Origin of the sequence: Marinobacter sp. tcs-11 (assembly GCF_002049515.1) — a bacterium.
Lineage (GTDB): Bacteria > Pseudomonadota > Gammaproteobacteria > Pseudomonadales > Oleiphilaceae > Marinobacter > Marinobacter nauticus.
Genome location: NZ_LLYU01000002.1, coordinates 283,869 through 307,183, shown reverse-complemented (window position 1 = coordinate 307,183; position 23,315 = coordinate 283,869). Strand labels below are relative to the sequence as shown.

General features: G+C 58.2%; 20 protein-coding genes. 12 read left to right on the top strand and 8 right to left on the bottom strand.

What is annotated here, in order from left to right:
• The first annotated feature begins 51 nt into the window (after positions 1-51).
• The 5 genes from ARC85_RS04110 (at position 52) to ARC85_RS04090 (ending at position 7,015) form a co-directional block, all read left to right on the top strand.
• Positions 52-1,323, top strand: a complete 1,272-nt coding sequence (locus tag ARC85_RS04110; protein WP_227548807.1) for a TolC family protein — start codon at positions 52-54, stop codon at positions 1,321-1,323.
• Positions 1,324-1,346: 23 nt separating this feature from the next.
• A complete protein-coding gene (locus ARC85_RS04105; RefSeq protein ID WP_009575228.1) occupies positions 1,347-2,561 on the top strand; it encodes an efflux RND transporter periplasmic adaptor subunit in 1,215 nt (404 codons plus the stop codon).
• Between the two features lie 14 nt (positions 2,562-2,575).
• Complete coding sequence (locus ARC85_RS04100; RefSeq protein WP_044629832.1) at positions 2,576-5,722, top strand: efflux RND transporter permease subunit; 3,147 nt, start codon at positions 2,576-2,578, stop codon at positions 5,720-5,722.
• Between the two features lie 81 nt (positions 5,723-5,803).
• Positions 5,804-5,998: a DUF6316 family protein gene (locus ARC85_RS04095; RefSeq protein WP_044629833.1), complete on the top strand. Its 195-nt coding sequence runs from the start codon at positions 5,804-5,806 to the stop codon at positions 5,996-5,998.
• 108 nt (positions 5,999-6,106) lie between these two features.
• Positions 6,107-7,015, top strand: a complete 909-nt coding sequence (locus tag ARC85_RS04090; protein ID WP_042924023.1) for a cation diffusion facilitator family transporter — start codon at positions 6,107-6,109, stop codon at positions 7,013-7,015.
• 106 nt (positions 7,016-7,121) lie between these two features.
• On the opposite strand, the gene ARC85_RS04085 is transcribed toward ARC85_RS04090, so the two are convergent.
• Positions 7,122-8,027, bottom strand: a complete 906-nt coding sequence (locus ARC85_RS04085) for a cation efflux transmembrane domain-containing protein (RefSeq protein WP_153740021.1) — start codon at positions 8,025-8,027, stop codon at positions 7,122-7,124.
• A gap of 81 nt (positions 8,028-8,108) precedes the next feature.
• Between ARC85_RS04085 and cadR the strand changes: the two genes are divergently transcribed.
• Together cadR and ARC85_RS04075 are read left to right on the top strand one after the other, a co-directional pair.
• Positions 8,109-8,516 carry a Cd(II)/Pb(II)-responsive transcriptional regulator gene (gene cadR / locus ARC85_RS04080; protein WP_063142036.1) on the top strand — a complete coding sequence of 136 codons (408 nt, stop codon included), beginning with the start codon at positions 8,109-8,111 and terminating at the stop codon, positions 8,514-8,516.
• A gap of 70 nt (positions 8,517-8,586) precedes the next feature.
• On the top strand, positions 8,587-8,736 hold the full coding sequence (locus tag ARC85_RS04075; protein ID WP_080530605.1) for a type 2 periplasmic-binding domain-containing protein: 150 nt from the start codon (positions 8,587-8,589) through the stop codon (positions 8,734-8,736).
• A gap of 122 nt (positions 8,737-8,858) precedes the next feature.
• On the opposite strand, the gene guaA is transcribed toward ARC85_RS04075, so the two are convergent.
• Together guaA and guaB are read right to left on the bottom strand one after the other, a co-directional pair.
• Complete coding sequence (gene guaA, locus ARC85_RS04070; protein WP_014421253.1) at positions 8,859-10,436, bottom strand: glutamine-hydrolyzing GMP synthase; 1,578 nt, start codon at positions 10,434-10,436, stop codon at positions 8,859-8,861.
• 65 nt (positions 10,437-10,501) lie between these two features.
• A complete protein-coding gene (gene guaB / locus ARC85_RS04065) occupies positions 10,502-11,965 on the bottom strand; it encodes an IMP dehydrogenase (RefSeq protein ID WP_286714335.1) in 1,464 nt (487 codons plus the stop codon).
• A 190-nt stretch (positions 11,966-12,155) separates the two neighbouring features.
• Here guaB and xseA point away from each other — a divergent pair, with 190 nt between their 5' ends.
• From xseA to ARC85_RS04050, 3 genes are all read left to right on the top strand, one after another.
• Positions 12,156-13,535: an exodeoxyribonuclease VII large subunit gene (xseA, locus tag ARC85_RS04060; protein ID WP_286714334.1), complete on the top strand. Its 1,380-nt coding sequence runs from the start codon at positions 12,156-12,158 to the stop codon at positions 13,533-13,535.
• 62 nt (positions 13,536-13,597) lie between these two features.
• Positions 13,598-15,523: a propionyl-CoA synthetase gene (locus tag ARC85_RS04055; RefSeq protein ID WP_286714333.1), complete on the top strand. Its 1,926-nt coding sequence runs from the start codon at positions 13,598-13,600 to the stop codon at positions 15,521-15,523.
• Between the two features lie 313 nt (positions 15,524-15,836).
• Positions 15,837-16,046 carry a cold-shock protein gene (locus tag ARC85_RS04050; RefSeq protein WP_011785214.1) on the top strand — a complete coding sequence of 70 codons (210 nt, stop codon included), beginning with the start codon at positions 15,837-15,839 and terminating at the stop codon, positions 16,044-16,046.
• A gap of 100 nt (positions 16,047-16,146) precedes the next feature.
• Here ARC85_RS04050 and leuA read toward each other — a convergent pair whose 3' ends face one another.
• Entirely contained in the window at positions 16,147-17,841 is a 1,695-nt protein-coding gene (leuA, locus tag ARC85_RS04045; protein WP_286714332.1) for a 2-isopropylmalate synthase, read from the bottom strand.
• Positions 17,842-17,983: 142 nt separating this feature from the next.
• On the opposite strand from leuA, the gene ARC85_RS04040 reads away from it, so the two are divergent.
• A complete protein-coding gene (locus ARC85_RS04040; RefSeq protein ID WP_286714331.1) occupies positions 17,984-18,481 on the top strand; it encodes an Lrp/AsnC family transcriptional regulator in 498 nt (165 codons plus the stop codon).
• Here the strand turns inward: ARC85_RS04040 and ARC85_RS04035 are convergent.
• Positions 18,469-19,092: a TetR/AcrR family transcriptional regulator gene (locus tag ARC85_RS04035; protein ID WP_278350049.1), complete on the bottom strand. Its 624-nt coding sequence runs from the start codon at positions 19,090-19,092 to the stop codon at positions 18,469-18,471. The genes ARC85_RS04040 and ARC85_RS04035 overlap by 13 nt on opposite strands.
• Positions 19,093-19,218: 126 nt before the next feature.
• Here ARC85_RS04035 and ARC85_RS04030 point away from each other — a divergent pair, with 126 nt between their 5' ends.
• Entirely contained in the window at positions 19,219-20,952 is a 1,734-nt protein-coding gene (locus tag ARC85_RS04030) for a proline--tRNA ligase (RefSeq protein WP_286714330.1), read from the top strand.
• 65 nt (positions 20,953-21,017) lie between these two features.
• On the opposite strand, the gene murB is transcribed toward ARC85_RS04030, so the two are convergent.
• Genes murB through kdsB form a run of 3 tightly spaced genes read right to left on the bottom strand, consistent with a single transcriptional unit; the run spans position 21,018 to position 23,303 of the window.
• Positions 21,018-22,049 (bottom strand): UDP-N-acetylmuramate dehydrogenase, encoded by a 1,032-nt coding sequence (gene murB / locus ARC85_RS04025; protein WP_286714329.1) that lies wholly within the window; start codon positions 22,047-22,049, stop codon positions 21,018-21,020.
• Complete coding sequence (locus ARC85_RS04020) at positions 22,046-22,525, bottom strand: low molecular weight protein-tyrosine-phosphatase (RefSeq protein ID WP_286714328.1); 480 nt, start codon at positions 22,523-22,525, stop codon at positions 22,046-22,048. Before ARC85_RS04020 ends, murB begins: the two co-directional genes overlap by 4 nt.
• Positions 22,518-23,303: a 3-deoxy-manno-octulosonate cytidylyltransferase gene (gene kdsB / locus ARC85_RS04015; RefSeq protein WP_286714327.1), complete on the bottom strand. Its 786-nt coding sequence runs from the start codon at positions 23,301-23,303 to the stop codon at positions 22,518-22,520. Before kdsB ends, ARC85_RS04020 begins: the two co-directional genes overlap by 8 nt.
• Positions 23,304-23,315 lie beyond the last annotated feature (12 nt).

Genomic DNA, 23,315 nt, shown 5'->3' with positions numbered 1-23,315 from the left:
AGGAGCAGCCTCATGCTTTTCAGAATGCCCATGAAAACTGGGCGGCGCGCAATGCCGTCCCACTCTATTATCCATGCCTTTTCCCTTCTAGCGCTGGCATTCGGTGCTGCCCTGGCACACGCCGGGGAGAAACCGCTCACTCTGTCCGAGGCCCTCTCGCGGACCATGGCGCAAAACCCCGGCCTCCAGGTCTTCGATTTTCGCCTTCAGGGCCTTGATGGCCGCCGCATTACGGCAGATCAAAATCCTGCCCTGGAGGCCGGCCTGGAAGTGGAAAACTTCCTCGGCAGCGACAATCTGCGAGGAGTTGACGGGGCAGAGTACACCCTATCCCTGTCATCGGTTCTCGAACTTGGCGGCAAGCGTCAGGCCCGCGTCAGCGTGGTTGACTCACGATACGGGCGCGTCGAGGCCGAGCGCCGGGCCGAGACCCTGGATGTGCTCGGACAGGTGACCCAGCGCTTTGTCGCCACCCTGGCCCTGCAGGAAAAACTCCAACTCGCCGCTGAAGCCGTGGCGCTGGCCGAGGCCACCCACGAGATCGTCACCCGTCGCGCCGACCGCGGCGCGGCGCCCCAGGCCGAAGTCCTGCGCGCCAGGGCCGCGCTCACCCAGAGTCGTATTGAGCAGTCCCATCTGCGAGCCGCCTACGAGAGCCGGAAAATGGCTCTGGCTTCCCTGTGGGGTGATACCAGCCCGGACTTTCAAATGCTGGAAGGCGACCTGTTCCAGTTCGGTTCCTCCGACAACTTCGTTGCTCTGTACCAGCGGGTCAGCGACAGCCCGGCCATTCAAATCTACGCCAGCGAACAGCGTATCCGCGAAGCGGAAATTCAGCTGGCGCGCAGCCAGTCCGAGAGCGACATCCGTTGGCAGGTCGGCATCCGGCGCTTCGAAGAGACGGATGATACGGCCTTGACCGCTGGGCTCTCGGTACCGCTCTTTTCCGGACGGCGCAATCGCGGCGAGGTGCAGGCCGCCCTGGCGGCGCGGGATGAGGTCCGATTCCGCCGGGAGGATACCCTGCTGCGCCTCCATTCGCGCCTGTTCGACGCCTACCACTTGCGGCAACAAAGCATCGAGACTGTTGAGCAGATTCGCAGCCAAATGCTTCCCGACCTGACCGAGGCACTCACTCAGACCCGCGAAGCCTATGAAAACGGCCGCTACAGCTATGTGGAGTGGACCGCCGCACAGCGGGAGCTGCTCTCAGCACGGGAGGCACTGGTCGACGCCGCCACCACGGCGCTGCTCAACCAGGCGTTGATCGAACAACTTACGGCGCAGCCACTCGCGACTGTTCCGGGCGCCCCGACGCGCTAACCCACAAATTCAGGATTCACACCATGCAACTGATAAAACAACTCTGTCTGATTCTGGTGGCCACCTGCCTTGCCATCAGCCCCTTACAAGCTGCCGAGGAACAACACGACGAATCGCAGGCAGAGGCCAGGGGGCCTCACGGCGGCATACTGCTGCAACAGAACGACGCCACCGTCGAACTGCAGATCTTCGAGCAGGGGGTCCCACCGGAATACCGGGCCTGGGTCACCAGGGATGGCCGCGCCGTTACTGATGATATTGACCTCAATGTCCAGCTCACCCGCCTGGGTGGGCAAGTGGACACCTTCGACTTCGCCTACCAGGGGGACTACTGGCTGGGGGATGGCGTGGTGACCGAACCCCACTCCTTCGACGTAGAAGTGAGCCTCGCCATGGACGGCAAGAACTACCGCTGGCACTGGGAATCCCACGAAGGTCGCACCCGGATCGCCCCGGCTATCGCCCGAAAAGCGGGTATCACAACGGCCGCAGCCGGGCCGAGTGCCATCGAGCGCAGCCTCACCACCTACGGCAGCCTGACCACGGCACCGCAGCAGATTGCCCGGATCCGCGCCCGTTTCCCGGGCGTGGTCAGCCAGGTGAAGGTCAATCTGGGCGATCGGGTCGAGCGTGGTGACGTGCTCGCTCAAGTCGAGTCCAACGAAAGCCTGCAAACCTACGCACTGCGAGCGCCCATCGACGGGATCGTCATTGAGCGTCGGATCAGCAACGGAGAAATGACCGGGGAGCAACCCCTATTCGCCATTGCCGATTTGACCACTCTGTGGGCGGAATTCAAGGTCTTCCCCGGCCAACGGGCCGAGGTTGCCATTGGCCAGAAAGTCCGACTGAAGGCTGACGGCATTGACCGGGAAGGCACCATCCGCCACCTGCTGCCGGCACCCGGCAACGCGCCCTACACCCTGGCCCGGGTCGAAGTCGACAATGCCGAGGGACTGCTGACCCCCGGTTTGCTGGTGGCCGGGGATATCGTGGTGGAAACGGTGGAGGCCCCCTTGGTGGTTGACAACCGCGCCCTGCAATCCTTCCGGGACTGGACCGTGGTGTTTATTCAGGTGGATGACACCTACGAGATCCGCCCACTGGAGCTGGGCCGCAGCGACGGCAACCTGACTGAGGTGCTGGGCGGCCTGCAAGCAGGCGATCGCTATGTGGTGGAAAACAGTTATTTGATCAAGGCCGATATCGAAAAATCCGGCGCATCCCACGACCACTAACCCAGGAGGCTTTGATGATAAACGCCATCTTACGCTTCTCGGTAGAGCGGCGGTTTTTAACGTTATCCCTTATTCTGGTGCTGGTCGGCGTGGGCGTGTGGAGTTTTCAGCGCCTGCCCATCGACGCGGTGCCGGATATCACCAATGTCCAGGTACAGATCAACACCGAGGCACCGGGCTATTCGCCCCTGGAGGCAGAGCAACGCATCACCTTCCCGGTGGAAACGGCCTTGTACGGCCTGCCCAACCTGTCCTATACCCGGTCCCTGTCCCGCTACGGCCTGTCCCAGGTCACGGTGGTGTTCGAGGAAGGCACGGACATCTATTTCGCCCGCAACCTGATCAATGAGCGCTTGGGCGCCATCAAGAGCGCGCTGCCACCCGGGCTGGAGCCGGAGATGGGTCCCATCGCCACCGGTCTTGGCGAGATCTTCATGTACACCGTAGAAGCCCTGCCCGGTGCCACTCAAGCGGATGGCAGTCCGCTGGACGCTACGGCACTGCGTGAGATCCAGGACTGGATCATCAAACCCCAGTTGGCCCAGGTGCCCGGCGTGATCGAGGTCAACACCATTGGCGGCTACGACAAGCAGTACCACGTCACGCCGTCGCCCCAACGGTTGCTGGAGTTCGGCATCACGGTGGATGAACTGGTCAGCACCCTGCGGGCCAATAACACCAATCGCGGCGCCGGCTATATCGAACGCAACGGCCAACAGCTGTTGGTGCGCTCGCCCGGGCAGCTGGCCACCATTGGCGATATTGAACAGGTGGTGATTGCCAACCGGGATGGTGTGCCAGTCCGGGTAGCCGATGTAGCTGAAGTGGCCATTGGCAAGGAGCTGCGCACCGGCGCCGCCACCCGCGACGGCAAGGAAACGGTGATGGGCACCGCCATGATGCTGGTGGGGGAAAATTCCCGGGCGGTAGCACAGGCGGTGGCCGAAAAGCTGGAGGCCATTCAGCCCTCCCTGCCCGACGGCGTCAAGGTGGAGGCGGTATACGACCGCACAGCCCTGGTGGACAAGGCGATTGCCACGGTGGAGAAGAACCTGCTTGAAGGGGCACTGCTGGTGATCGTGGTGCTGTTTCTGTTGCTGGGCAACCTGCGCGCCGCCTTGATCACGGCAGCTGTCATTCCGCTTTCGATGCTCGCCACCATCACCGGTATGGTGCGGTCTGGCGTATCCGCCAATTTGATGAGTCTGGGGGCGCTGGATTTCGGCCTGATCGTCGACGGCGCGGTCATCATCGTCGAGAACTGTATCCGGCGCCTGTCCCAGGCCCAGCACCAGGGTCAGTTGGCCCTCAAGGAACGTCTGCAATTGGTGTTCGAGGCCACCAACGAAGTGATTCGTCCCAGCCTGTTTGGTGTCGCCATCATTACTGTGGTGTACCTGCCGATCTTTGCTCTCACCGGGGTCGAGGGCAAGATGTTCCACCCCATGGCGGCCACTGTCGTAATGGCACTGCTGGCGGCCATGGTGCTGTCACTGACCGTGGTGCCCGCCGCTGTTGCGGTCTTTATGGGGGGCAAGATCAGCGAAAAGGAAAGCCCGGTAATCAGCGGTGCTAAATCGCTCTACAGGCCTGCGCTGCGGGTGGCTATGAGGTTCCGCTGGCTGGTGTTGGGCGGCGCGACCACGCTGGTAGCGGTCTGTCTCTGGCTGGCGACCACCCTGGGGTCGGAATTTATTCCACAACTGGATGAAGGGGATATTGCACTCCATGCCCTGCGCATCCCGGGCACCGGGTTGGAGCAGTCCATCGAGATGCAATCGCAGCTGGAAGAACGGCTGAAGGCCTTTGGGGAGGTGGACAAGGTGTTCGCCAAGATCGGCACGCCGGAAGTGGCCACCGACCCCATGCCCCCCAGCGTAGCGGACAACTTTGTTATCTTGAAGCCCCGCAGCCAATGGCCGAACCCAGACAAAACCAAGGATGAACTGGTGGCGGAAATGGCAGCAGCGGTGGAAATGCTTCCCGGCAACAAGTATGAGTTCACCCAGCCCATAGAAATGCGCTTCAACGAACTGATCTCCGGCGTGCGCGCCGACCTCGGCATCAAGGTGTTCGGCGATGACCTGGATCAGCTGCTGGCATCGGCCAACGACGTCCTTGAGGTTGTGGAATCCATGGAGGGCGCCGCCGATGCCCGGGTCGAACAGGTGACCGGCCTGCCCATGCTGTCGGTACACCCCAAGCGCATGGCGCTATCCCGCTACGGGCTGACCGTGGATGATCTCCAGGATCTGGTGGCAGCCGGTGTCGGGGGCGAAAACGCCGGCCTGATTTACGAAGGCGACCGCCGCTTCCAGTTGGTGGTGCGTCTTCCCGAAGACATCCGCCGGGATGTGGACAGCCTCGCGGACCTACCTGTCCCCCTGCCGGACGGTGGCTATGTGCCCCTGTCGGAAGTGGCCGAGCTGGAGCTGGCTCCGGCGCCCAACCAGATCAGCCGGGAAAACGGCAAGCGTCGGGTGGTGGTCACCGCCAACGTGCGGGACCGCGACCTGGGCGGATTTGTCGAGGAAGCACAGGCGCGCATTGCGGACGACGTGGACCTACCCGCCGGATACTGGCTGGATTACGGCGGGACCTTCGAGCAACTGCAGTCCGCCAGTCAGCGGCTTGCCATCGTGGTGCCCGTGACCCTCGCCATCATCCTCGCACTCTTGGTGATGGCCTTCGGCTCCCTCAAAGATGCCTTGATCATCTTCACCGGCGTGCCACTGGCCCTCACCGGCGGGGTTCTGTCCCTGTGGCTGCGAGACATGCCCCTGTCGATCTCGGCGGGTGTTGGCTTTATCGCCCTCTCCGGGGTGGCGGTGTTAAACGGCTTGGTGATGATCGCCTTTATCCGCGATCTGTGGCACGAGCAGGGTGACCTGATGAAGGCCATTGTCGAAGGCGCCCTGATCCGCTTACGGCCGGTATTGATGACCGCCCTGGTAGCAAGCCTCGGCTTTGTACCCATGGCACTCAATACCGGCACCGGTGCCGAAGTACAGCGTCCTCTGGCGACCGTGGTGATCGGCGGGATTATCTCGTCCACCCTGTTGACGTTGTTTGTACTCCCTGTGCTCTATGCGCTGTTGCATGGCAGAAGTGCCAGTAACTCCACGCCCACAGGCGACATTAATCACGACACTGATAGTTAACCAACACTCCATCGTGGGGGGGGGAATCTCCCCATGATTTTTTCAATGTTCTTTTATTGCGGTTTATATCCTGGAAAGACTATGAACGATCCACCCAAGCAACGAATAGATGACTTGAAAGAAGCCTCACCCTTTCGAACACATCGCATCCACGCCATCAACAGTGACTGGTATTTTTTAACCCGTGAAGGTCAAAATATCGGGCCATTCCCGAACAAAAAAGCGGCCGAAGACAGCCTTGCGGAACTCCTGAAAACTGTCAAAATGGATGAGTAGCCAATGGCCCAAAATCCACAAAGTCGCCAAGGTACAGGCGACCAGGCACAGAGTAAGCTGAATACAGCAGATGCCTCTTTATAAATAGCCACCAACTAGGTTAACCCAATGAGTCACGACCATGTGCATATACCCCCCGAGACCAAGGATAAACGCGTTGCCATCGCCATCTGGGCGAACGGGATCCTGACCCTGGCTCAGATTGGGGGAGGTATCTTTGCCGGCAGTCTCGCCCTTATCGCGGACGCCTTGCATAACTTCTCTGACATGGCCTCACTCGTCATCGCGTTCGCGGCGCAAAAAATTGCGCGCCGCCAGGCTGACGCAAGGATGACCTTTGGCTACGGACGCATTGAAATCGTTGCAGCTCTCATCAACTACACTACCTTGATCATTATCGGGATCTACCTGGTTTACGAAGGTGGCATGCGGATAATCGATCCTCCAGAGGTAAAGGGCTGGTGGGTCGTCTGGCTTGGTGGTATCGCTCTGGCTGTGGACGCCTTGACAGCGTTGCTCACCTATTCGATGCAGAAAGACAGCGTCAATATCCGTGCACTGTTTCTTCACAATCTGTCGGATGCACTCGCGTCGGTCGCCGTGGTCATTGGCGGGACTCTTATTTTGCTCTACGACATGCGCTGGGTTGATCCTGCCATCACCATCGGTATCGCGGGCTATATTCTCTACCTGGGCCTGACAGAAATCGGCGGCACCATCAGAACACTCATGCTGGGTAGCCCGGTGGACATCGATACCGATGCCGTCATTGTTGCCCTCTCCAACATCGAAGGCGTTATCGACCTTCACCATGTGCATTTTTGGCAGATGGGCGAACACGATGCCTCGCTGGAGGCCCATGTGATTATCGAGGAAAGTGCATGGGATCAGCTTGAGAATATCAAATACAGGATAAAACAGGCTCTGGCGCAGGAATTCAACATACGTCATTCAACACTGGAATTCGAGCACCCGGACCACATGCACAAGGATGCCCACACCTATGGGCACGGTTGACAGAAAATTCTCCATAAGCATCGGCGAGAGCGGCGACTATTTTAATAGGCCGCCCAGGCGCGGAATTTTGCCGGCATGAATCCGAGCAGCGAGAAAGAGCCAGAGACTAATAGCGCAGTTGCAGAATACGCCGGGCGCCATTCAGCACAATCAGCCCGATGATCAGACCAATGACCAGGTCGGGATGACGGGAGCCCGTCCAGGCGACCAATACACCGGCGACGATAACCCCCACATTGGCGATGACATCATTAGCCGAAAAGATCCAACTTGCTTTCATGTGTGCGCCGCCGTGCCGGTTTCTTGCGATAAGCACCAGACACCAGACGTTGGCCGCCAGGGCCACAAGACCAAAACCCATCATTAACGCGGATACAGGTTCGCTGCCGAAGACAAATCGCCGCCCGACTTCAGCCAGGACTCCCAGCGCCAGAATCAACTGAAGCCAACCGGAAAAATGCGCAGCGCGCAGCTTCATCCGTACACTGTGTCCAACGGCATACAGTGCCACGCCATAGACGGCGGCATCAGCAAACATGTCCAAAGAATCCGCGATCAAGCCAGTGGATTGCGCCAGCCAGCCTACTGTCAGTTCAACCACGAACATAACGCCGTTGATGGCCAGCAACCACTTCAGTATACCGGCTTCGACCTGGGCGGTTGCCTCTTCCTTCTCCCTGGCCAGGACTAGATCCCCTTCCCCCACCGGGGTGGTTTTTTCCAGCGTGGCACCCAGCCCCAGGGAGCGCATCCTCTCCTCGATGGCAGCCCCATTGTCGCCATGGAATACCCGCACCTTCCGATTCGGTGTATCGAACTCCAGTAAAACGCGGGGCTCAATACTGTCCAGAGCCATGCGGATCATCCCCTCTTCCGACGGGCAGTCCATTTTTGGTACCCGGTAGTCACTGACATAGCCATGCTGCAAAGCTACGTCAGTATTCGCTATCCCAGAGGTGGGGGCACTGGCAATCTTGTTGCTCTGACAGTTGTCATTGCACGGGTCAGACATCGAATAAAGCCCTTGTGGATGTACAGACAGCCACTATAAACTCTATAACAACTATAGAGTCAATCGGAATATTGAGAGATGATGAAAATCGGCGAACTGTCGAAAGTGACTGGCTGCTCCGTGCAAACCATCCGGCATTATGAAAAGGAACATTTGATTGCCTCTGTAGAACGCAGTGAAGGCAATTTTCGCCTGTACGATGAAGCTGCCGTTGAGCATTTGCTGTTCATCAAGCACTGCCGCAGCCTGGATCTCAGTTTGCCGGAGATCCGGCAGTTGTTGGCTTTAAACCGGTCACCCGGTGCGCAATGTGATGATGTGAATCGGATGATGGATAGGCATATCGAGCAGGTGGAGGCGCGTATCCAGGAACTAACCAAACTGAACGAGCAACTGAGAATGCTGCGCCGCAGCTGTTCAAACCGTCGGACAGTCGAGCAATGCGGCATATTGCGGAATTTGTCGGCTACTCCGGTTTCGAGCGGCTGACACCCGGTTCCAAAAACTCTCCTGAACGTTCTGTAACAGGGGCATTTTTCCAGCGTAGGCGCCGACCGCAATGGTGAGAGAAGAACTGCACAGCGGAAAACCGGTCAGTCTGTTGAATGACTGGTTTACCACCTATGACGGCTATTACCTGTATTACCCGAGTCGCCGTCAATCATCCCCGCTGTTTCGCTTGCTGGTGGATGCACTGAGGTTCAAATAGAAAAACCGGGTAATTCCAGGTAATTAATCAAAGTCCAAAAACAAACAACCCGGCAATGGCGCCGGGTTGAATGAACGCCTGTCATTGACAGACGGTTACCAGAGAGTGCCCGTCGTTGCCGGCTACTCCCACTCAATGGTTGCAGGCGGCTTGGAAGAGATGTCGTAGGTTACCCGCGAAACACCGGAGATTTCGTTGATAATCCGGTTTGACACGGTTTCGAGCAATTCATACGGCAGGCGCGCCCAGCGAGCCGTCATGAAGTCGACGGTTTCAACCGCGCGAATAGCGATGACATATTCATAGCGACGGGCATCACCCACTACACCCACTGATTTCACCGGCAGGAAGACGGCAAACGCCTGGCTGGTCTTGTGGTACAGATCAGCACGGTGCAACTCTTCCAGGAAGATCGCGTCGGCACGGCGGAGGATGTCCGCGTACTCTTTCTTGACCTCGCCGAGGATACGAACGCCCAGCCCCGGCCCCGGGAACGGATGGCGATACACCATGTCGTATGGCAGACCCAGCTCAAGGCCGATCCGGCGCACTTCGTCTTTAAACAGCTCGCGCAGCGGCTCTACCAGCTTCATCTTCATGGTTTCCGGCAAGCCACCCACATTATGGTGGGATTTGATGACGTGAGCTTTACCGGTTTTGGACGCCGCAGATTCGATTACGTCCGGGTAAATGGTGCCCTGGGCCAGCCAGTTCACATCTTTGATGTTGGCCGCTTCGTCGTCGAACACGTCAATGAAGGTGTTACCGATGATCTTGCGCTTCTGCTCCGGGTCGTTCACACCCTTGAGCTTGGACAGGAACAGATCTTCGGCGTCAACCCGGATAACCTTCACGCCCATGTTACTGGCAAACATGTCCATCACCTGATCGCCTTCGTGCAGACGCAGCAGGCCGTTGTCCACGAACACGCAGGTAAGCTGGTCACCGATGGCTTTATGCAACAAAGCCGCCGTAACCGAAGAATCCACCCCACCGGACAGGCCCAGCAACACTTTGTCGCTGCCGACCTGCTCCCGGATCTGCCGAACCGCGTCATCCACGATTTTCGCCGGCGTCCAGAGCGCTTCGCAGCCACAGATGGTCATCACGAAGTGTTCCAGAATTCGCTTGCCTTGCAGCGTATGCGTCACTTCCGGATGGAACTGGACACCGAACAAGCCGCGGCTCAGATCCTGCATGGCTGCAATCGGCGCACTTTCAGTGGAAGCCAGCAGTTCAAAACCTTCAGGCATGGCCACCACTTTGTCACCGTGGCTCATCCACACATCCAGCAGAGATTCACCGGCCGGCGTCAGATGGTCTGTAATGTCCGCAAGAAGTGGACCCTTGGCACGCACTTTCACCTGGGCGTAACCGAACTCCCGCTTCTCGGAACTGGCCACCCGACCACCGAGCTGCTCAGCCATGGTCTGCATGCCGTAGCAGATACCCAGCACCGGAATACCACGATCAAACAGACCTTCCGGGGCGCGCGGGCCACCCAGCTGGGTTACCGATTCGGGGCCGCCCGCCAGAATAATCCCCTTGGGATTGAACTCGTTGAGCTCGTCATCGGTGATATCGAATGCCTTGATCTCGCAGTAAACGCCGATTTCGCGAACGCGACGGGCGATCAACTGGGTGTACTGGGAACCGAAATCGAGAATCAGGATACGGTGGTCGTGAATGTTCTGGGCCATGGAGTCCTCGGGCTGTAAAGAAACAACGCGGCCCGGAAACCGGGCCGCGTCTGATCAGGCAAAGATTAACCGATTCGGTAGTTGGGCGCTTCTTTGGTGATGGTCACATCGTGAACGTGACTCTCACGCATACCGGCATTGGTAATGCGAACAAACTCGGGCTTGGTACGCATTTCGTCCATAGTGGCGCTACCGGTGTAGCCCATGGAGGCCCTGATACCGCCAACCAGTTGATGCACGATATTGCGCATCGGGCCTTTACAGGCCACACGGCCTTCAATGCCCTCCGGCACCAGTTTCTCGATGCCTTTGCTGGCATCCTGGAAATAACGGTCGCTGGAACCCTGGCCCATCGCGCCGATAGAGCCCATGCCACGGTACGCCTTGTAGCTGCGACCCTGGAACAGTTCGACTTCGCCCGGCGCCTCATCGGTACCCGCCAGCAGGCTGCCGATCATGACGCAGTGAGCGCCAGCGGCAATCGCCTTGGCAATATCACCGGAGAAACGGATACCGCCGTCTGCGATCAGCGGCACACCGCGATCTTTCAGAGCCGCAGCCACATTGGAGACGGCAGAAATCTGAGGCACACCAATGCCGGCAACGATCCGGGTGGTACAGATGGAACCGGGGCCGATACCTACCTTCACAGCATCAGCGCCAGCTTCGGCCAGCGCGATGGCAGCATCACTGGTGGCGATATTACCGCCAATGACCTGAACATCCGGGTAGTTTTCTTTCACCCAGCGAACGCGATCAATCACGCCTTTGGAATGACCGTGGGCAGTATCCACCACGATCACATCCACGCCGGCTTCCGCCAGTGCTGCAACGCGGGCTTGCGTGTCGCCACCTGTACTGACCGCAGCACCAACCCGCAGGCGACCCTGCTCGTCCTTGCACGCCAGCGGATAGTCCTTGGCTTTCTGAATGTCTTTTACCGTGATCAGGCCACGAAGCTGGAACTCATCGTTAACCACCAGAACTTTTTCAATGCGGTGACGATGCAGAAGCTCTTTTACTTCTTCCAGATCGGCGCCTTCCTTGACGGTAACAAGCTTGTCCTTGGGCGTCATGATGTCCCGGACGGGGGTATCCATGCGGCTTTCGAAACGGATATCACGGCCGGTGACGATACCGACAAGGTCATTGCCATCGACAACCGGGAGGCCTGAGATATTGTTGGCCATGGTGATATCGACCAGTTCGCGCACGGTGGTCTCGGGAGATACGGTGATCGGATCCTTGACCACACCACTTTCGAATTTCTTGACCTTGCGGACAGCAGCCGCCTGCTGCTCCACCGTCATATTCTTGTGCATGATACCGATACCGCCTTCCTGGGCCATGGCAATGGCCAGCTCCGCCTCGGTTACCGTATCCATGGCCGCCGACACCAGCGGAATATTCAGGGTAATACCCTTGGTCAGCTGGGTTTTCAGGTCGACCTGGTGAGGGAGAACTTCAGAATATCCGGGCACGAGCAGAACGTCGTCAAACGTGAGGGCTTCTTCGGCAATACGCAGCATTGGGATCCGCCTTTTGAACATGCTAAGTTGGGAATTTCCGTGCCGCACCCGCGGCGGTGCGACAAAGCAAAATCCTTAATCGATCTATTATAAAGTGGTGCGTAAGGACAGTAAACCGCGCGGTTTTTGCCATTTGGTTGCATCTTTTTGAATTTCCGTTATTTTTGGCCACCTCTTTCGGCTATTGCTTATGAATAATCCTGGAGCCCGCCCTGTGAGCACCCCCTATCCGGACACCCGCCCACGAGCACTAACGGTCAGTGAGCTCAATCACCAGGCGCGCCACCTGCTGGAATCAAGCTTTATGCAGGTCTGGGTTGAGGGGGAACTCTCCGGCTTTTCCAGACCATCCTCCGGGCACTGGTATTTCTCGCTCAAAGATCAGAAATGCCAGATCCGGTGTGCCATGTTCCGTGGCGCCAACCAGCGCATACGCACCCTGCCCCGGGAAGGAGACCAGATCCGGATTCGCGGCAAGGTGACCCTGTATGAGAACCGCGGGGATTTCCAGATCATCGTGGAACACCTCGAACCCGCCGGCCTGGGTGCGCTCCAGCAAGCTTTTGAGGCACTCAAAGCGAGACTCCAGAGTGAAGGCCTGTTTGATCCGGCCCGAAAGAAACCGATTCCCGCCACGCCCAGGCATATTGGTGTGATCACCTCACCAACTGGCGCCGCCATTCACGATATCCTGACGGTACTCAAGCGACGTTGCCCGGCTATTCCGATCACGCTCTATCCCACCGCCGTTCAGGGCCAGGCGGCCACCGCAGATATCGTCCAAGCCATTGACCGTGCTCAACGGCACGGTCTCGCTGACGTCCTGATCATCGGCCGTGGTGGCGGCTCCCTGGAAGACTTGTGGTGCTTCAACGAAGAAGCCGTCGCGCGGGCCATTGCCGCCTGCCCCATCCCGACCGTCAGCGCCGTTGGCCATGAGGTCGACGTCACCATTGCTGATTTTGTCGCGGACTTGAGAGCCCCCACGCCGTCGGCTGCCGCTGAGAAGATCTCGCCCGACCAGCAGGACTGGCTCCGTCGACTGGCCGAGCAACAGGGGCGTCTTGGCCAGTCTGCACGCCGCTTATTGCAAAGACTGCATAACCAATTGGGGCACCTGTCTGCCCGGCTCCGGGATCCTCGACGGGAACTACTGGAAAAGGCGCAACGCATGGATGAGCTTGAGCTGCGGCTGAACAAGGCGATCCGTGACAGACTGGACCAGCAGAAGCAGAAAACCGATTACCTGCTTCAAAGGATGAGCGCACAATCCCCACGCCGAACGCTGAAAACGGTAAAAGAACAGACCCAACGTCTCGAGGAGCGCCTGACACTCGCGACCCGTCACCAGCTGCGCCAAAAAGACGAGCGATTACAGCATATTGCACAAACCCTTCATGTTGTCAGCCCCCTGGCCACCCTCGGAAGAGGCTACGCCATCGTCAAAGACGACAATGACCGGATCGTTCGCAAGGCTGGTGATCTGGAAACTGGCAGTCAGATTACCGCAAGACTTGGTCACGGCTCGGTGTCCGCCCGGGTGACAGAGATCAATTCTTCGAGCGAATAGAGCCGCAGAGCCTGGCAACTACGCCTATGGTCTACTAGCCCCGGATTTCAAAGCTCCTAAAGTTGTCGATAACAACGATAAAACAACAACACGGACAACCGAGGTGGAGCACAATGAGCTACAACTCCGAATTTCGCCGGTCCATTGACCAGCGGGATGATTTCTGGCGTGAGCAGGCGCAGCACATCGACTGGATCAAAGCCCCGAATACGATCTGGCGCGCCCTCGACAATGGCCACGGCGAGTGGTTTCCAGACGGGGAACTGAACACCAGCGACGTTGCTCTGGATGCCAATATCCGTGCCGGCCGTGGCGACCAGAAAGCCCTGATTTACGACTCCCCGGTCACCAATACCAAGCAGTCATTTACCTACAACGAACTGCGTGATGAAGTCGCTCTGTTTGCCGGCGCCCTGCGCGCCCGCGGAGTCGAAAAAGGTGACCGCGTCATCATCTACATGCCGATGAGTCCTCAGGCAGCCATAGCCATGCTGGCCTGCGCCCGGCTCGGCGCTATCCATTCGGTGGTCTTCGGCGGGTTTGCCGCACACGAACTGGCCGTTCGCATTGAAGATGCCAAGCCCAAGGCCCTGATTACCGCCTCCTGCGGCATCGAAGTTACCAAAGTGATCGAATACAAACCGCTGGTAGACAAGGCCATTGAGCAATCAAGCCACAAACCGGAAGCCTGCGTGGTATTCCAGCGGCCCCAGGTCAAGGCAACCATGCAGGAAGGCCGAGACTTTGACTGGAACGAGATCGTGGCCAACGCCACCCCGGCCGAACCGGTACCCGTCAAGGCCAACGACCCGCTTTATATTCTCTACACCTCCGGTACCACCGGGAAACCTAAAGGCGTAGTCCGTGACAACGGGGGCCACGCCGTTGCCCTCACTTACAGCATGAAGCTGGTCTACGACGCCAAACCCGGAGACGTTTACTGGGCTGCTTCAGATGTTGGCTGGGTGGTAGGCCACAGCTACATTGTTTATGCACCGCTCTTTACCGGCTGCACCACCATTTTTTACGAAGGCAAACCGGTAAAAACCCCGGATGCCGGCGCATTCTGGCGTGTGGTTCAGGATCACAAAGTCAACATGCTGTTTACCGCGCCCACCGCATTCCGTGCAGTGCGCAAGGAAGACCCGGAAGCAGATCAGCTGAGCCGCTACGATGTCTCCTCTCTCAAACGCATCTTCCTGGCCGGCGAGCGCCTGGATCCGCCGACCTACGAATGGCTGAAAGAGCACACCGGTCTGCCCATCCTCGATCACTGGTGGCAGACCGAAACCGGCTGGGCCATATGCTGCAACCCGGTCGGCATTGAAATGATGACCACCAAACCCGGTTCTGCAACCGTCCCCTCACCCGGCTTCAACGTTCAGGTGGTGGACATGGAAGGTAGCCAGGTACCGGCAGGCGAACAGGGCCAAATTGCAGTCAAACTGCCATTACCCCCGGGTTGCCTGATGACCGTATGGGGCGATGACCAGCGCTTCCAGAACAGCTACCTGAAGCCGATTCCGGGCTTCTACAGCTCCGGCGACGGCGGCTTTATCGATGATGACGGCTATGTCTTCATCATGGGGCGGACGGATGATGTAATTAACGTCGCCGGGCACCGGCTCTCTACCGGCGAGATGGAAGAAGTCGTTGCTTCCCATCCGGCCATCGCAGAATGCTGCGTGGTGGGCGCCCATGACGACATGAAAGGCCAGATTCCGGTTGGCCTGGTGCTGATCAAAGATGGCGCCACCATCGACCAGGACGAACTGGAGGAGGAGCTGGTAGAGATGGTTCGCGAGAAGATCGGGGCTATTGCCTGTTTCCGCCGGGCCATCGTTGTTGACCGTTTACCCAAAACCCGCTCCGGCAAGATCCTGCGACGTATTATTCGCCAGATTGCCGATGGGGAGGAGTACACGGTACCCAGCACCATCGACGACCCGGCCATTCTGGAAGAAATCAGCGAGAAATTCGGTCGCTGACCAAACCTCCATCCGCTGAGCCACAGAACACCCGGGGCGCTCTTGATCAAGAGCAGCCCCGGGTTTCACTTTGATTACAACTTATTGTTTTTTATCAATTAAAAAACACTTACTGATCATAAAAAAAACAATTGACGCCTTTCAAAGTCGGTCTATACTTAAAATTGCTGTGTACTTCTGCAGCGTTATTTGGCGAATGCGTTACAACGTCCTGCCCTTGGCTTTTCGTTGCCCCTTCCTCAGTGCGCTCCGGATGTCCCAGCTCGAAAGAAGGTCCCGTGAGGGAAAATTATCAGTAAGACAGGAAAGATCGATGTCCGATACCAAAACCGGCCACGTAAAGTGGTTCAACGAATCCAAGGGCTTTGGCTTCATCGCCCAGGAAGGCGGCAGTGACGTTTTCGTTCACTACAGTGCAATCAACGCAAACGGTTTCCGTACTCTGGCCGAAGGTCAGCAGGTGCAGTTCACCGTAACCCAGGGCCCGAAAGGCCCGCAGGCCGAAAACGTAACGCCGCTCTAAGCCGTTATGTTAACGTCCTGATGCCCCTCACGGGCAGAAACAAGAAAGGCCGGTAATCCTTGGATTACCGGCCTTTCTGTTTGTTTCAGGGATTATCCGTTCAGGCAGTCTCGGCTGTTTCTGCAGAGACAGACTCGGACCGACTATCATCGAGCACCTGAGCGACAGCCGAGAACAGGGCCTGCAACGTTGCCGAGGTGGTATCCTCCGCCAGGGCTGCCGCACTGCAGTGCCTGCCATTGGCTGTCAGCCGGATACACGCCAGAGCATTGGCATTGGTACCTTCGCCCAGCGCGTACTCATCATAGGCTTCGACCGCCACCGAGACCCCAAACTGCCTGGACAGTGCGTCGGAAACCGCCTCCACGGCTCCCAGCCCTCGACCTTCCAGGGTAGCCGGAGCCGCATCGCCACCGACGACCACTTCGGCCCGCACACCATTGTCATCCCGATGCAGGTCGTAGGAGCGAAGAGCCCAGTCGCTGTGTACTTTCAGATAACGCTCTTCAAACAGACGGTGGATAGTATGTGAATCAATCTCTCCACCATTGGTTTCAGCTTCGCGCTGGACCACCTTGCTGAACTCGATCTGCAGCCACCGCGGCAGGGTAATATCGTAGTCCCGCTCGAGTACGTAAGCGACACCGCCTTTGCCGGACTGACTGTTGATACGAACCACTTCCTCGTATCGGCGCCCGACATCGAACGGGTCGATGGGCAGGTAAGCCACGTTCCAGGCATCGCCCTCTTTCCGACGGGAGAGACACTTGCGAATGGCGTCCTGATGGCTGCCGGAGAAAGCGGTAAAGACCAGCTCACCGGCATAAGGATGACGCGGATGGGTGGAAATTTCGGTGCACGCCTCCACCACTTCGGTGATTTCGGCCATGCCAGACAGATCCAGGGTCGGGTCAATTCCCTGGGAATACAGGTTCATGGCCATGGTAACCAGGTCCATGTTACCGGTGCGCTCGCCGTTACCCATCAGGGTACCTTCCACCCGGTCTGCACCCGCCATCACGCCAAGTTCGGCGGCTGCCACCGCGCAGCCCCGGTCATTGTGGGTATGCAGGCTGATGCTGATGTGCTCCCGATAGCGAATGTTGTCGCAGATCCACTCCACCTGATCCGCGAACACATTGGGCGTTGCCATTTCAACGGTCGCCGGCAGGTTAATGATGACCGGCTGGCCCTGGTCCGGGCGCCAGACATCGTTGACGGCATCAATCACACTGGCAGCAAAATCCAGCTCCGTGCCGGTAAAGCTCTCCGGCGAATACTGGAAGGTCCACTCTGTGCCCGGATAGCGAGCAGCGATATCCCGCACGATAGTGGCACCACGTACGGCGATATCGCGAATACCTTCCCGGTCAAGACCAAATACCTGCTCCCGCTGCACGGTCGAGGTGGAATTGTAGACGTGCACAATCGCCCGTTTGGCGCCCTCAAGGGCCTGATAAGTCCGCTCGATCAATTCCGGGCGAGCCTGGGTCAGGACCTGGATTTTCACATCATCCGGGATCCGGTTTTCTTCGATCAGCTTGCGGCAGAAATCAAAGTCCGGCTGGCTGGCTGCCGGGAATCCGATTTCGATCTCCTTGAAACCCAGCTTGACCAGCAAATCAAACAAACGCTGCTTCTGGGCAACAGACATGGGTTTGACCAGGGCCTGGTTGCCGTCCCGAAGATCTACAGCGCACCAGGCCGGGGCTTTCTGGATAACCTGATCGGGCCAGCGACGGTCTTTCTTGGCGACCGGCTGGAAAGCAACGTATTTGCGATGGTCAAAAGCCATGATGAAAATTCCTTCCGAGATCAGACAGTGATTGGAACACGCACAGTGTAAAGGCTGGAGCGAGCTATTTGGTTGCCATTTTCTGGCCGCACAACCAAATAATGCCATATAATTTCAAAAACCCGCAAATAAGAGACAGAAAATGCCAGACACAGAGAAAACGCTTGTCAAAATTGACAAGCTCGACCGGAAAATACTCGAACAAGTGCAAAAAGACGGCTCCCTGACCAATCAGCAGCTGGCCGAGAAGGTCGGGCTGTCCCCCTCTCCCTGCCTGCGCCGGGTTCGCGCCCTCGAGGAGGCCGGCATTATCGTGCGGACGGTCACCATTCTGGATCACAAAAAACTGGGACTGTCGCTCACGGCGATTATTCTCATTGGCATGGACCGGCATACACCAGAGCGCTTTGCTGCGTTTGAGGAACAGGTGGGAGAATACCCGGAGGTTCAGGAGTGTTATCTGATCACTGGTCAGAGCGCGGATTACATGCTCAAAGTGGTCGTGCCGGATATGGACCACTACCACCACTTTCTGTTGAACCGGATAACCCGCATTCCCGGTGTCAGCGGCGTTCACTCCAGCTTTGTTCTGCGGCGGGTCATCGACAGCACTGCCCTGCCGCTGGGTTACCTGTCCTGAGCCACCAGGTTGTCCAGGTAAGCACGGGCCATGGTTTTCATTTCCTGTACCAACAATACGCCCTGCTCATCCGGCAGGGTGGCCGCCAGCCGAAGAATCGTGCCGGCAGAACGGGGTAACAGCAAACTGGCTGTCCAGCGGCGATCTGCCGGCAAATCGGGATACTCCTCCTGCAGACGGGCATCCAGATCCCGGGCATTGCTGTAGAGTTCGCGAAGATCCAGCTCCCTCAGTTCCGGCATGGCTTCCACGCCACTCCAGATGGCGGAATAGGCGGGCTCCGTTCGGTAGAAGTCGTAAAACAGATCGATCAGAACATCCACCGCATCGCTCAGACTCAGTTGCGGCAGCCTGGCCCGCAACGCCTGCTCCATCTTCTCAACGTGACGCTCCGCAATGGCATGAACAATCGCTGCTTTATTCGGGAAATAGCGGTAAAGCGATGCCAGAGACATACCGGACTGCCGGGCAATGGCCGACATACTGGTACTGTCGACGCCCTGCTCGTGAAAGATCCCGGCGGCATGGTGCAGTATGGTGTTCACCCGTTCCCGGCTGCGAGCCTGAACCGGGCGCCGGCGGGGTGACACATCGATGGATTCGTCAGTCATTATCTGTACCTTGTGATGCAGGCTCCGTACAATAACGCCCACTCTACGACAATGAAAGGCTGTGGCGGGCATCCCGCCTTGCCAATTAGTCTGACTCCCACTTTTCTGATGACAGCGGAAGACACGATGCGAGCGAGCCGTTACCTGATAGCTACCCAGAAAGAGACCCCTTCCGACGCCGAGATTATCAGCCACCAGCTGATGCTGCGGGCGGGCATGATCCGTAAACTGGCCGCCGGCCTTTATACCTGGTTGCCTTTAGGGTTGCGCACCCTGCGCAAGGTGGAGCGAATCGTCCGTGAAGAAATGGACAAGAGCGGTGCCCAGGAAGTTCTGATGCCGGCGGTACAACCCGCCGAGTTGTGGCAGGAATCCGGGCGCTGGGAACAGTACGGCGGTGAACTCCTGCGCCTGAACGACCGCCATGGCCGGGATTTCTGCTTCGGCCCCACCCACGAGGAAGTCATCACTGATCTGATCCGGAACGAGCTGAAAAGCTACAAGGAGCTGCCGGCCAATTTCTACCAGATCCAGACCAAGTTCCGCGATGAGCGCCGCCCCCGGTTTGGTGTGATGCGCGCCCGCGAGTTCATCATGAAGGATGCCTACTCCTTCCATCTGAACGCGGAATCCCTGGATGAAACCTACAAGGTCATGCACCAGACCTACTGCAACATTTTCGACCGTCTGGGGCTCGACTATCGTCCGGTACAGGCGGACTCCGGTTCCATCGGTGGCAGTTCATCCCATGAATTCCACGTCCTGGCCTCGTCTGGTGAAGACGCCATCGTGTTCAGCACCAGCGGTGACTACGCCGCCAACATCGAAAAAGCCGAAGCAGTGGCACCGGCCGGTGAGCGCCCTGCCCCCGGCGAAAAACTGAAAGAAGTTCATACCCCGGGACAACGCACCATCGACGCCGTTTCCCAGTTCCTCGGCATGCCGGCTGAGCGCAGCGTAAAAACGCTGCTGGTGAAAGCAGAGGCGGATGAGAATGGTGAATCCGGCCTGGTGGCCCTGATTCTGCGTGGCGATCACACCTTGAACGAGATCAAGGCCGAGAACCTTCCCGGCATTGCCGAGCCGCTGACCATGGCAACCGACGAGGAAATCGAAAAAGCCATCGGCTGCAAGCCAGGCTCCATCGGCCCGGTCAAGCTGCCGGTGCCGGTTATCGTGGATCGCAGCGCAGCACACCTGGCAGATTTTGTCTGCGGCGCCAACAAGGATGATTATCACCTGACTGGCGTAAACTGGGAACGCGATGCCGAAATCAGCCGTGTGGAAGATCTTCGCAATGTGGTCGAGGGCGATGCCAGCCCGGATGGGAACGGCACACTGGAGATCCGTCGCGGTATTGAAGTTGGCCACATTTTCAAGCTGGGCAATAAGTACAGCAAGGCCATGAACGCCTCGGTTCTGGATGAACACGGCAAGACTTCGATTATGGAAATGGGCTGTTATGGTATTGGCGTTTCCCGCATCGTCGCGGCATCCATCGAGCAGAACCACGACGAGAAGGGCATCATCTGGCCGGATGCCATCGCACCGTTCGAGGTGGCCATTGTTACCCTGAATGGTCACAAATCTCCGGTGGTGGCCGAGGCTGGCGACAAGCTTTACGAACAGCTTCGCCTAGCTGGCTACGATGTTCTGCTGGATGACCGCAACGAACGCCCGGGTGTGAAATTCGCAGATATGGAGCTGATTGGCATCCCCCACCGCTTCGTGGTCTCAGAACGCGGCCTGAGCGCCGGAACCCTGGAATACAAGGGTCGGCGGGACGAGGAAAAACAGGACATTCCTGTGGATGAGGCTCTGTCGTTCCTGGTGAAGGCATCGCCCAAAGGCGGCTTGTAACCCTGAACCATACACACCGGAAGGCTGCCCCCAGCCTTCCGATGTGTTAACGACGTCTCCGCAGATCAGGCGTTGCCCACAATCCCCGGCTCCATCTCCAGCTCAACGCCGAATTTCTCAAGCACAGACTGGCGCACGTCATCAGCCAGGGACAGTACATCCTGGCCAGTTCCACCGGAATGATTGATCAGCACCAGCGCCTGGCGGTTGTGAACCCCTACCCGGCTGTTACGAAACCCCTTCCATCCCGCCTGGTCAATAAGCCATGCAGCCGCCAGTTTGACCTGACTATCCGCGGGATAGGACACAACATCCGGAAACCGGCCCTGAAGCTCCCGAAACTGAGCCAATCCTATAACCGGGTTTTTGAAGAAACTGCCTACATTCGGCAATACCGCAGGGTCCGGCAGTTTGCGATGGCGGACAGCCATCACGCCCTCGGCCACCGCCAGGGGGGTTAACTCCGCCTGATCAATATCGCCAAAGTAGTCCTGAAGATCCCGATAGCCGATATTCAAAGGCGCGTTCCGGGACAACCGAAGCCGGATTTCAACAATGATGTAACAGCCCGGCCGGTGCTTGAACAGGCTGTCGCGATAGCCGAATTCGCAGGCACTTGCAGGCAGGGTTTCAACCTCCAGAGTCTGGCGGTTCAGTACCGTGACACTCTCCAGACAGTCACACAACTCGGTGCCATAGGCCCCGATGTTCTGTACCGGGGCGGCACCGGCCGTGCCCGGGATCAACGCCAGATTCTCGATCCCGCGATAACCCGAACGGGCGGCATAAAGTACAGCTTCGTGCCAGTTCTCGCCGGCTTTCAACACCAGTACTGCGCCGTGGTCGTCTACCTGCTCCCAACTGCGACCGCGCAGTGTCATCCGGATAACAAGGCCGGGATAATCGCCGGCAAACACCAGATTACTGCCGCCGCCGAGCACCAGAACAGACTGCTCATGGTCATCTGCCCAGCAAAGCGCCTGTTTGAGCTGCGCCGCGCTTTCAACTTCCACCAGGTACCGGGCCGTTGCTGGCACAGCCAGGGTATTCAACCCCTGAAGGCTGGCCCGCTCCTGAATGTCCAGAGCCTGACTCAAGCCAGCCGCCCCCGGATTTCGTCCAGAAGGCCGGCACTGGCGTCATGAATCAGATCAAGCACGTGCTCAAATCCATCCTCTCCGCCGTAGTAAGGATCGGGCACCTCGGCCAACCGGGAGTCACCGTAATCCAGAAACAAGCGCGGCTCCGTGCCCCCATTCTGGTGCCAGACCTCTCGAACATCCGCGAGATTAGACCGATCCATCACCAGCACATAGTCAAATTGATCCAGATCTTCTGCACGGAACTGGCGGGCACGAAGGTCGCTGATGTCGATACCACGGCGCGCCGCGGCGGCAGTTGCCCGCTCGTCCGGAGATTTACCGATATGCCAGTTGCCGGTGCCGCAGGAATCAATATGCAGTCTGCCGAACAGGCCTTGTTCCCGGGCGAGGTGGCGAAAAACGCCCTCAGCACTGGGAGAACGACAGATATTGCCCAGGCAGACAAACAGCACGCTTACACGATCAGCCACGGGCACCCCCTTTTTCCATCAGCGCCCGCAGACGGGCCAGATCCTCTTCGGTATCTACCCCCGGAGCCGGCGGTCGGTCCGCCACATCCACATGAATAAGAGCGCCGTTATAGAGTGCCCGCAACTGTTCCAGGGATTCCACCCGTTCGGTGGGGGCCGGCAGCCAGGTAACAAACTCACTGAGCACACTGGCACGATAACCATAGATGCCAATGTGCCTGAAATAGCCGATGCCATCCGGAAGGTCCACGTCCTGGGTAGCAGCCCCCGCTGGCCAGAAGTCCCTGGCCCAGGGAATCGGTGCCCGACTGAAATAATGAGCCATGCCCCGGGCATCGAACACCACTTTCACAACATTGGGGTTGAACACCTGGCGGGCATCGTGAATCCGCTCGCACAGTGTTGCGATGGCGGCCTCCTGGTACTGTTCAAGGTTATCGGCAACCTGATTGATCAGTTCAGGCGGTATCAGAGGCTCGTCCCCCTGAACGTTGACCACGCGATGATCCGGATCCAGCTGCAGCTTCCTCGCCACTTCTTCAAGGCGGTCTGTGCCACTGGCATGATGGGGCGAGGTCATGATGACTTCGGCACCAAAACCGCGACACGCCTCCTCGATACGGGCATCGTCGGTCGCGACCACCACGCGGCTGGCGCGGCTCTCATTCGCCCGCTCGCAGACATGCTGGATCATCGGCTTGCCGGCAATCATGGCCAGAGGTTTGCCGGGCAAACGACTGGAAGCGTATCGAGCGGGAATGACAACGGTAAATGACATGGTTGCGTCCTG

Excerpts from the sequence above, each read along its gene's own strand:
- ARC85_RS04090 (WP_042924023.1), top strand. The coding sequence starts at position 6,107 with ATGAGTCACGACCATGTGCATATACCCCCCGAGACCAAGGATAAACGC.
- ARC85_RS04035 (WP_278350049.1), bottom strand. The coding sequence starts at position 19,092 with ATGACTGACGAATCCATCGATGTGTCACCCCGCCGGCGCCCGGTTCAG.
- guaA (WP_014421253.1), bottom strand. The coding sequence starts at position 10,436 with ATGGCCCAGAACATTCACGACCACCGTATCCTGATTCTCGATTTCGGT.
- cadR (WP_063142036.1), top strand. The coding sequence starts at position 8,109 with ATGAAAATCGGCGAACTGTCGAAAGTGACTGGCTGCTCCGTGCAAACC.
- ARC85_RS04110 (WP_227548807.1), top strand. The coding sequence starts at position 52 with ATGCCGTCCCACTCTATTATCCATGCCTTTTCCCTTCTAGCGCTGGCA.
- kdsB (WP_286714327.1), bottom strand. The coding sequence starts at position 23,303 with ATGTCATTTACCGTTGTCATTCCCGCTCGATACGCTTCCAGTCGTTTG.
- ARC85_RS04075 (WP_080530605.1), top strand. The coding sequence starts at position 8,587 with ATGGTGAGAGAAGAACTGCACAGCGGAAAACCGGTCAGTCTGTTGAAT.
- ARC85_RS04100 (WP_044629832.1), top strand. The coding sequence starts at position 2,576 with ATGATAAACGCCATCTTACGCTTCTCGGTAGAGCGGCGGTTTTTAACG.
- xseA (WP_286714334.1), top strand. The coding sequence starts at position 12,156 with ATGAATAATCCTGGAGCCCGCCCTGTGAGCACCCCCTATCCGGACACC.
- ARC85_RS04030 (WP_286714330.1), top strand. The coding sequence starts at position 19,219 with ATGCGAGCGAGCCGTTACCTGATAGCTACCCAGAAAGAGACCCCTTCC.
- ARC85_RS04085 (WP_153740021.1), bottom strand. The coding sequence starts at position 8,027 with ATGTCTGACCCGTGCAATGACAACTGTCAGAGCAACAAGATTGCCAGT.
- ARC85_RS04105 (WP_009575228.1), top strand. The coding sequence starts at position 1,347 with ATGCAACTGATAAAACAACTCTGTCTGATTCTGGTGGCCACCTGCCTT.
- ARC85_RS04095 (WP_044629833.1), top strand. The coding sequence starts at position 5,804 with ATGAACGATCCACCCAAGCAACGAATAGATGACTTGAAAGAAGCCTCA.
- guaB (WP_286714335.1), bottom strand. The coding sequence starts at position 11,965 with ATGCTGCGTATTGCCGAAGAAGCCCTCACGTTTGACGACGTTCTGCTC.
- ARC85_RS04040 (WP_286714331.1), top strand. The coding sequence starts at position 17,984 with ATGCCAGACACAGAGAAAACGCTTGTCAAAATTGACAAGCTCGACCGG.
- ARC85_RS04050 (WP_011785214.1), top strand. The coding sequence starts at position 15,837 with ATGTCCGATACCAAAACCGGCCACGTAAAGTGGTTCAACGAATCCAAG.
- leuA (WP_286714332.1), bottom strand. The coding sequence starts at position 17,841 with ATGGCTTTTGACCATCGCAAATACGTTGCTTTCCAGCCGGTCGCCAAG.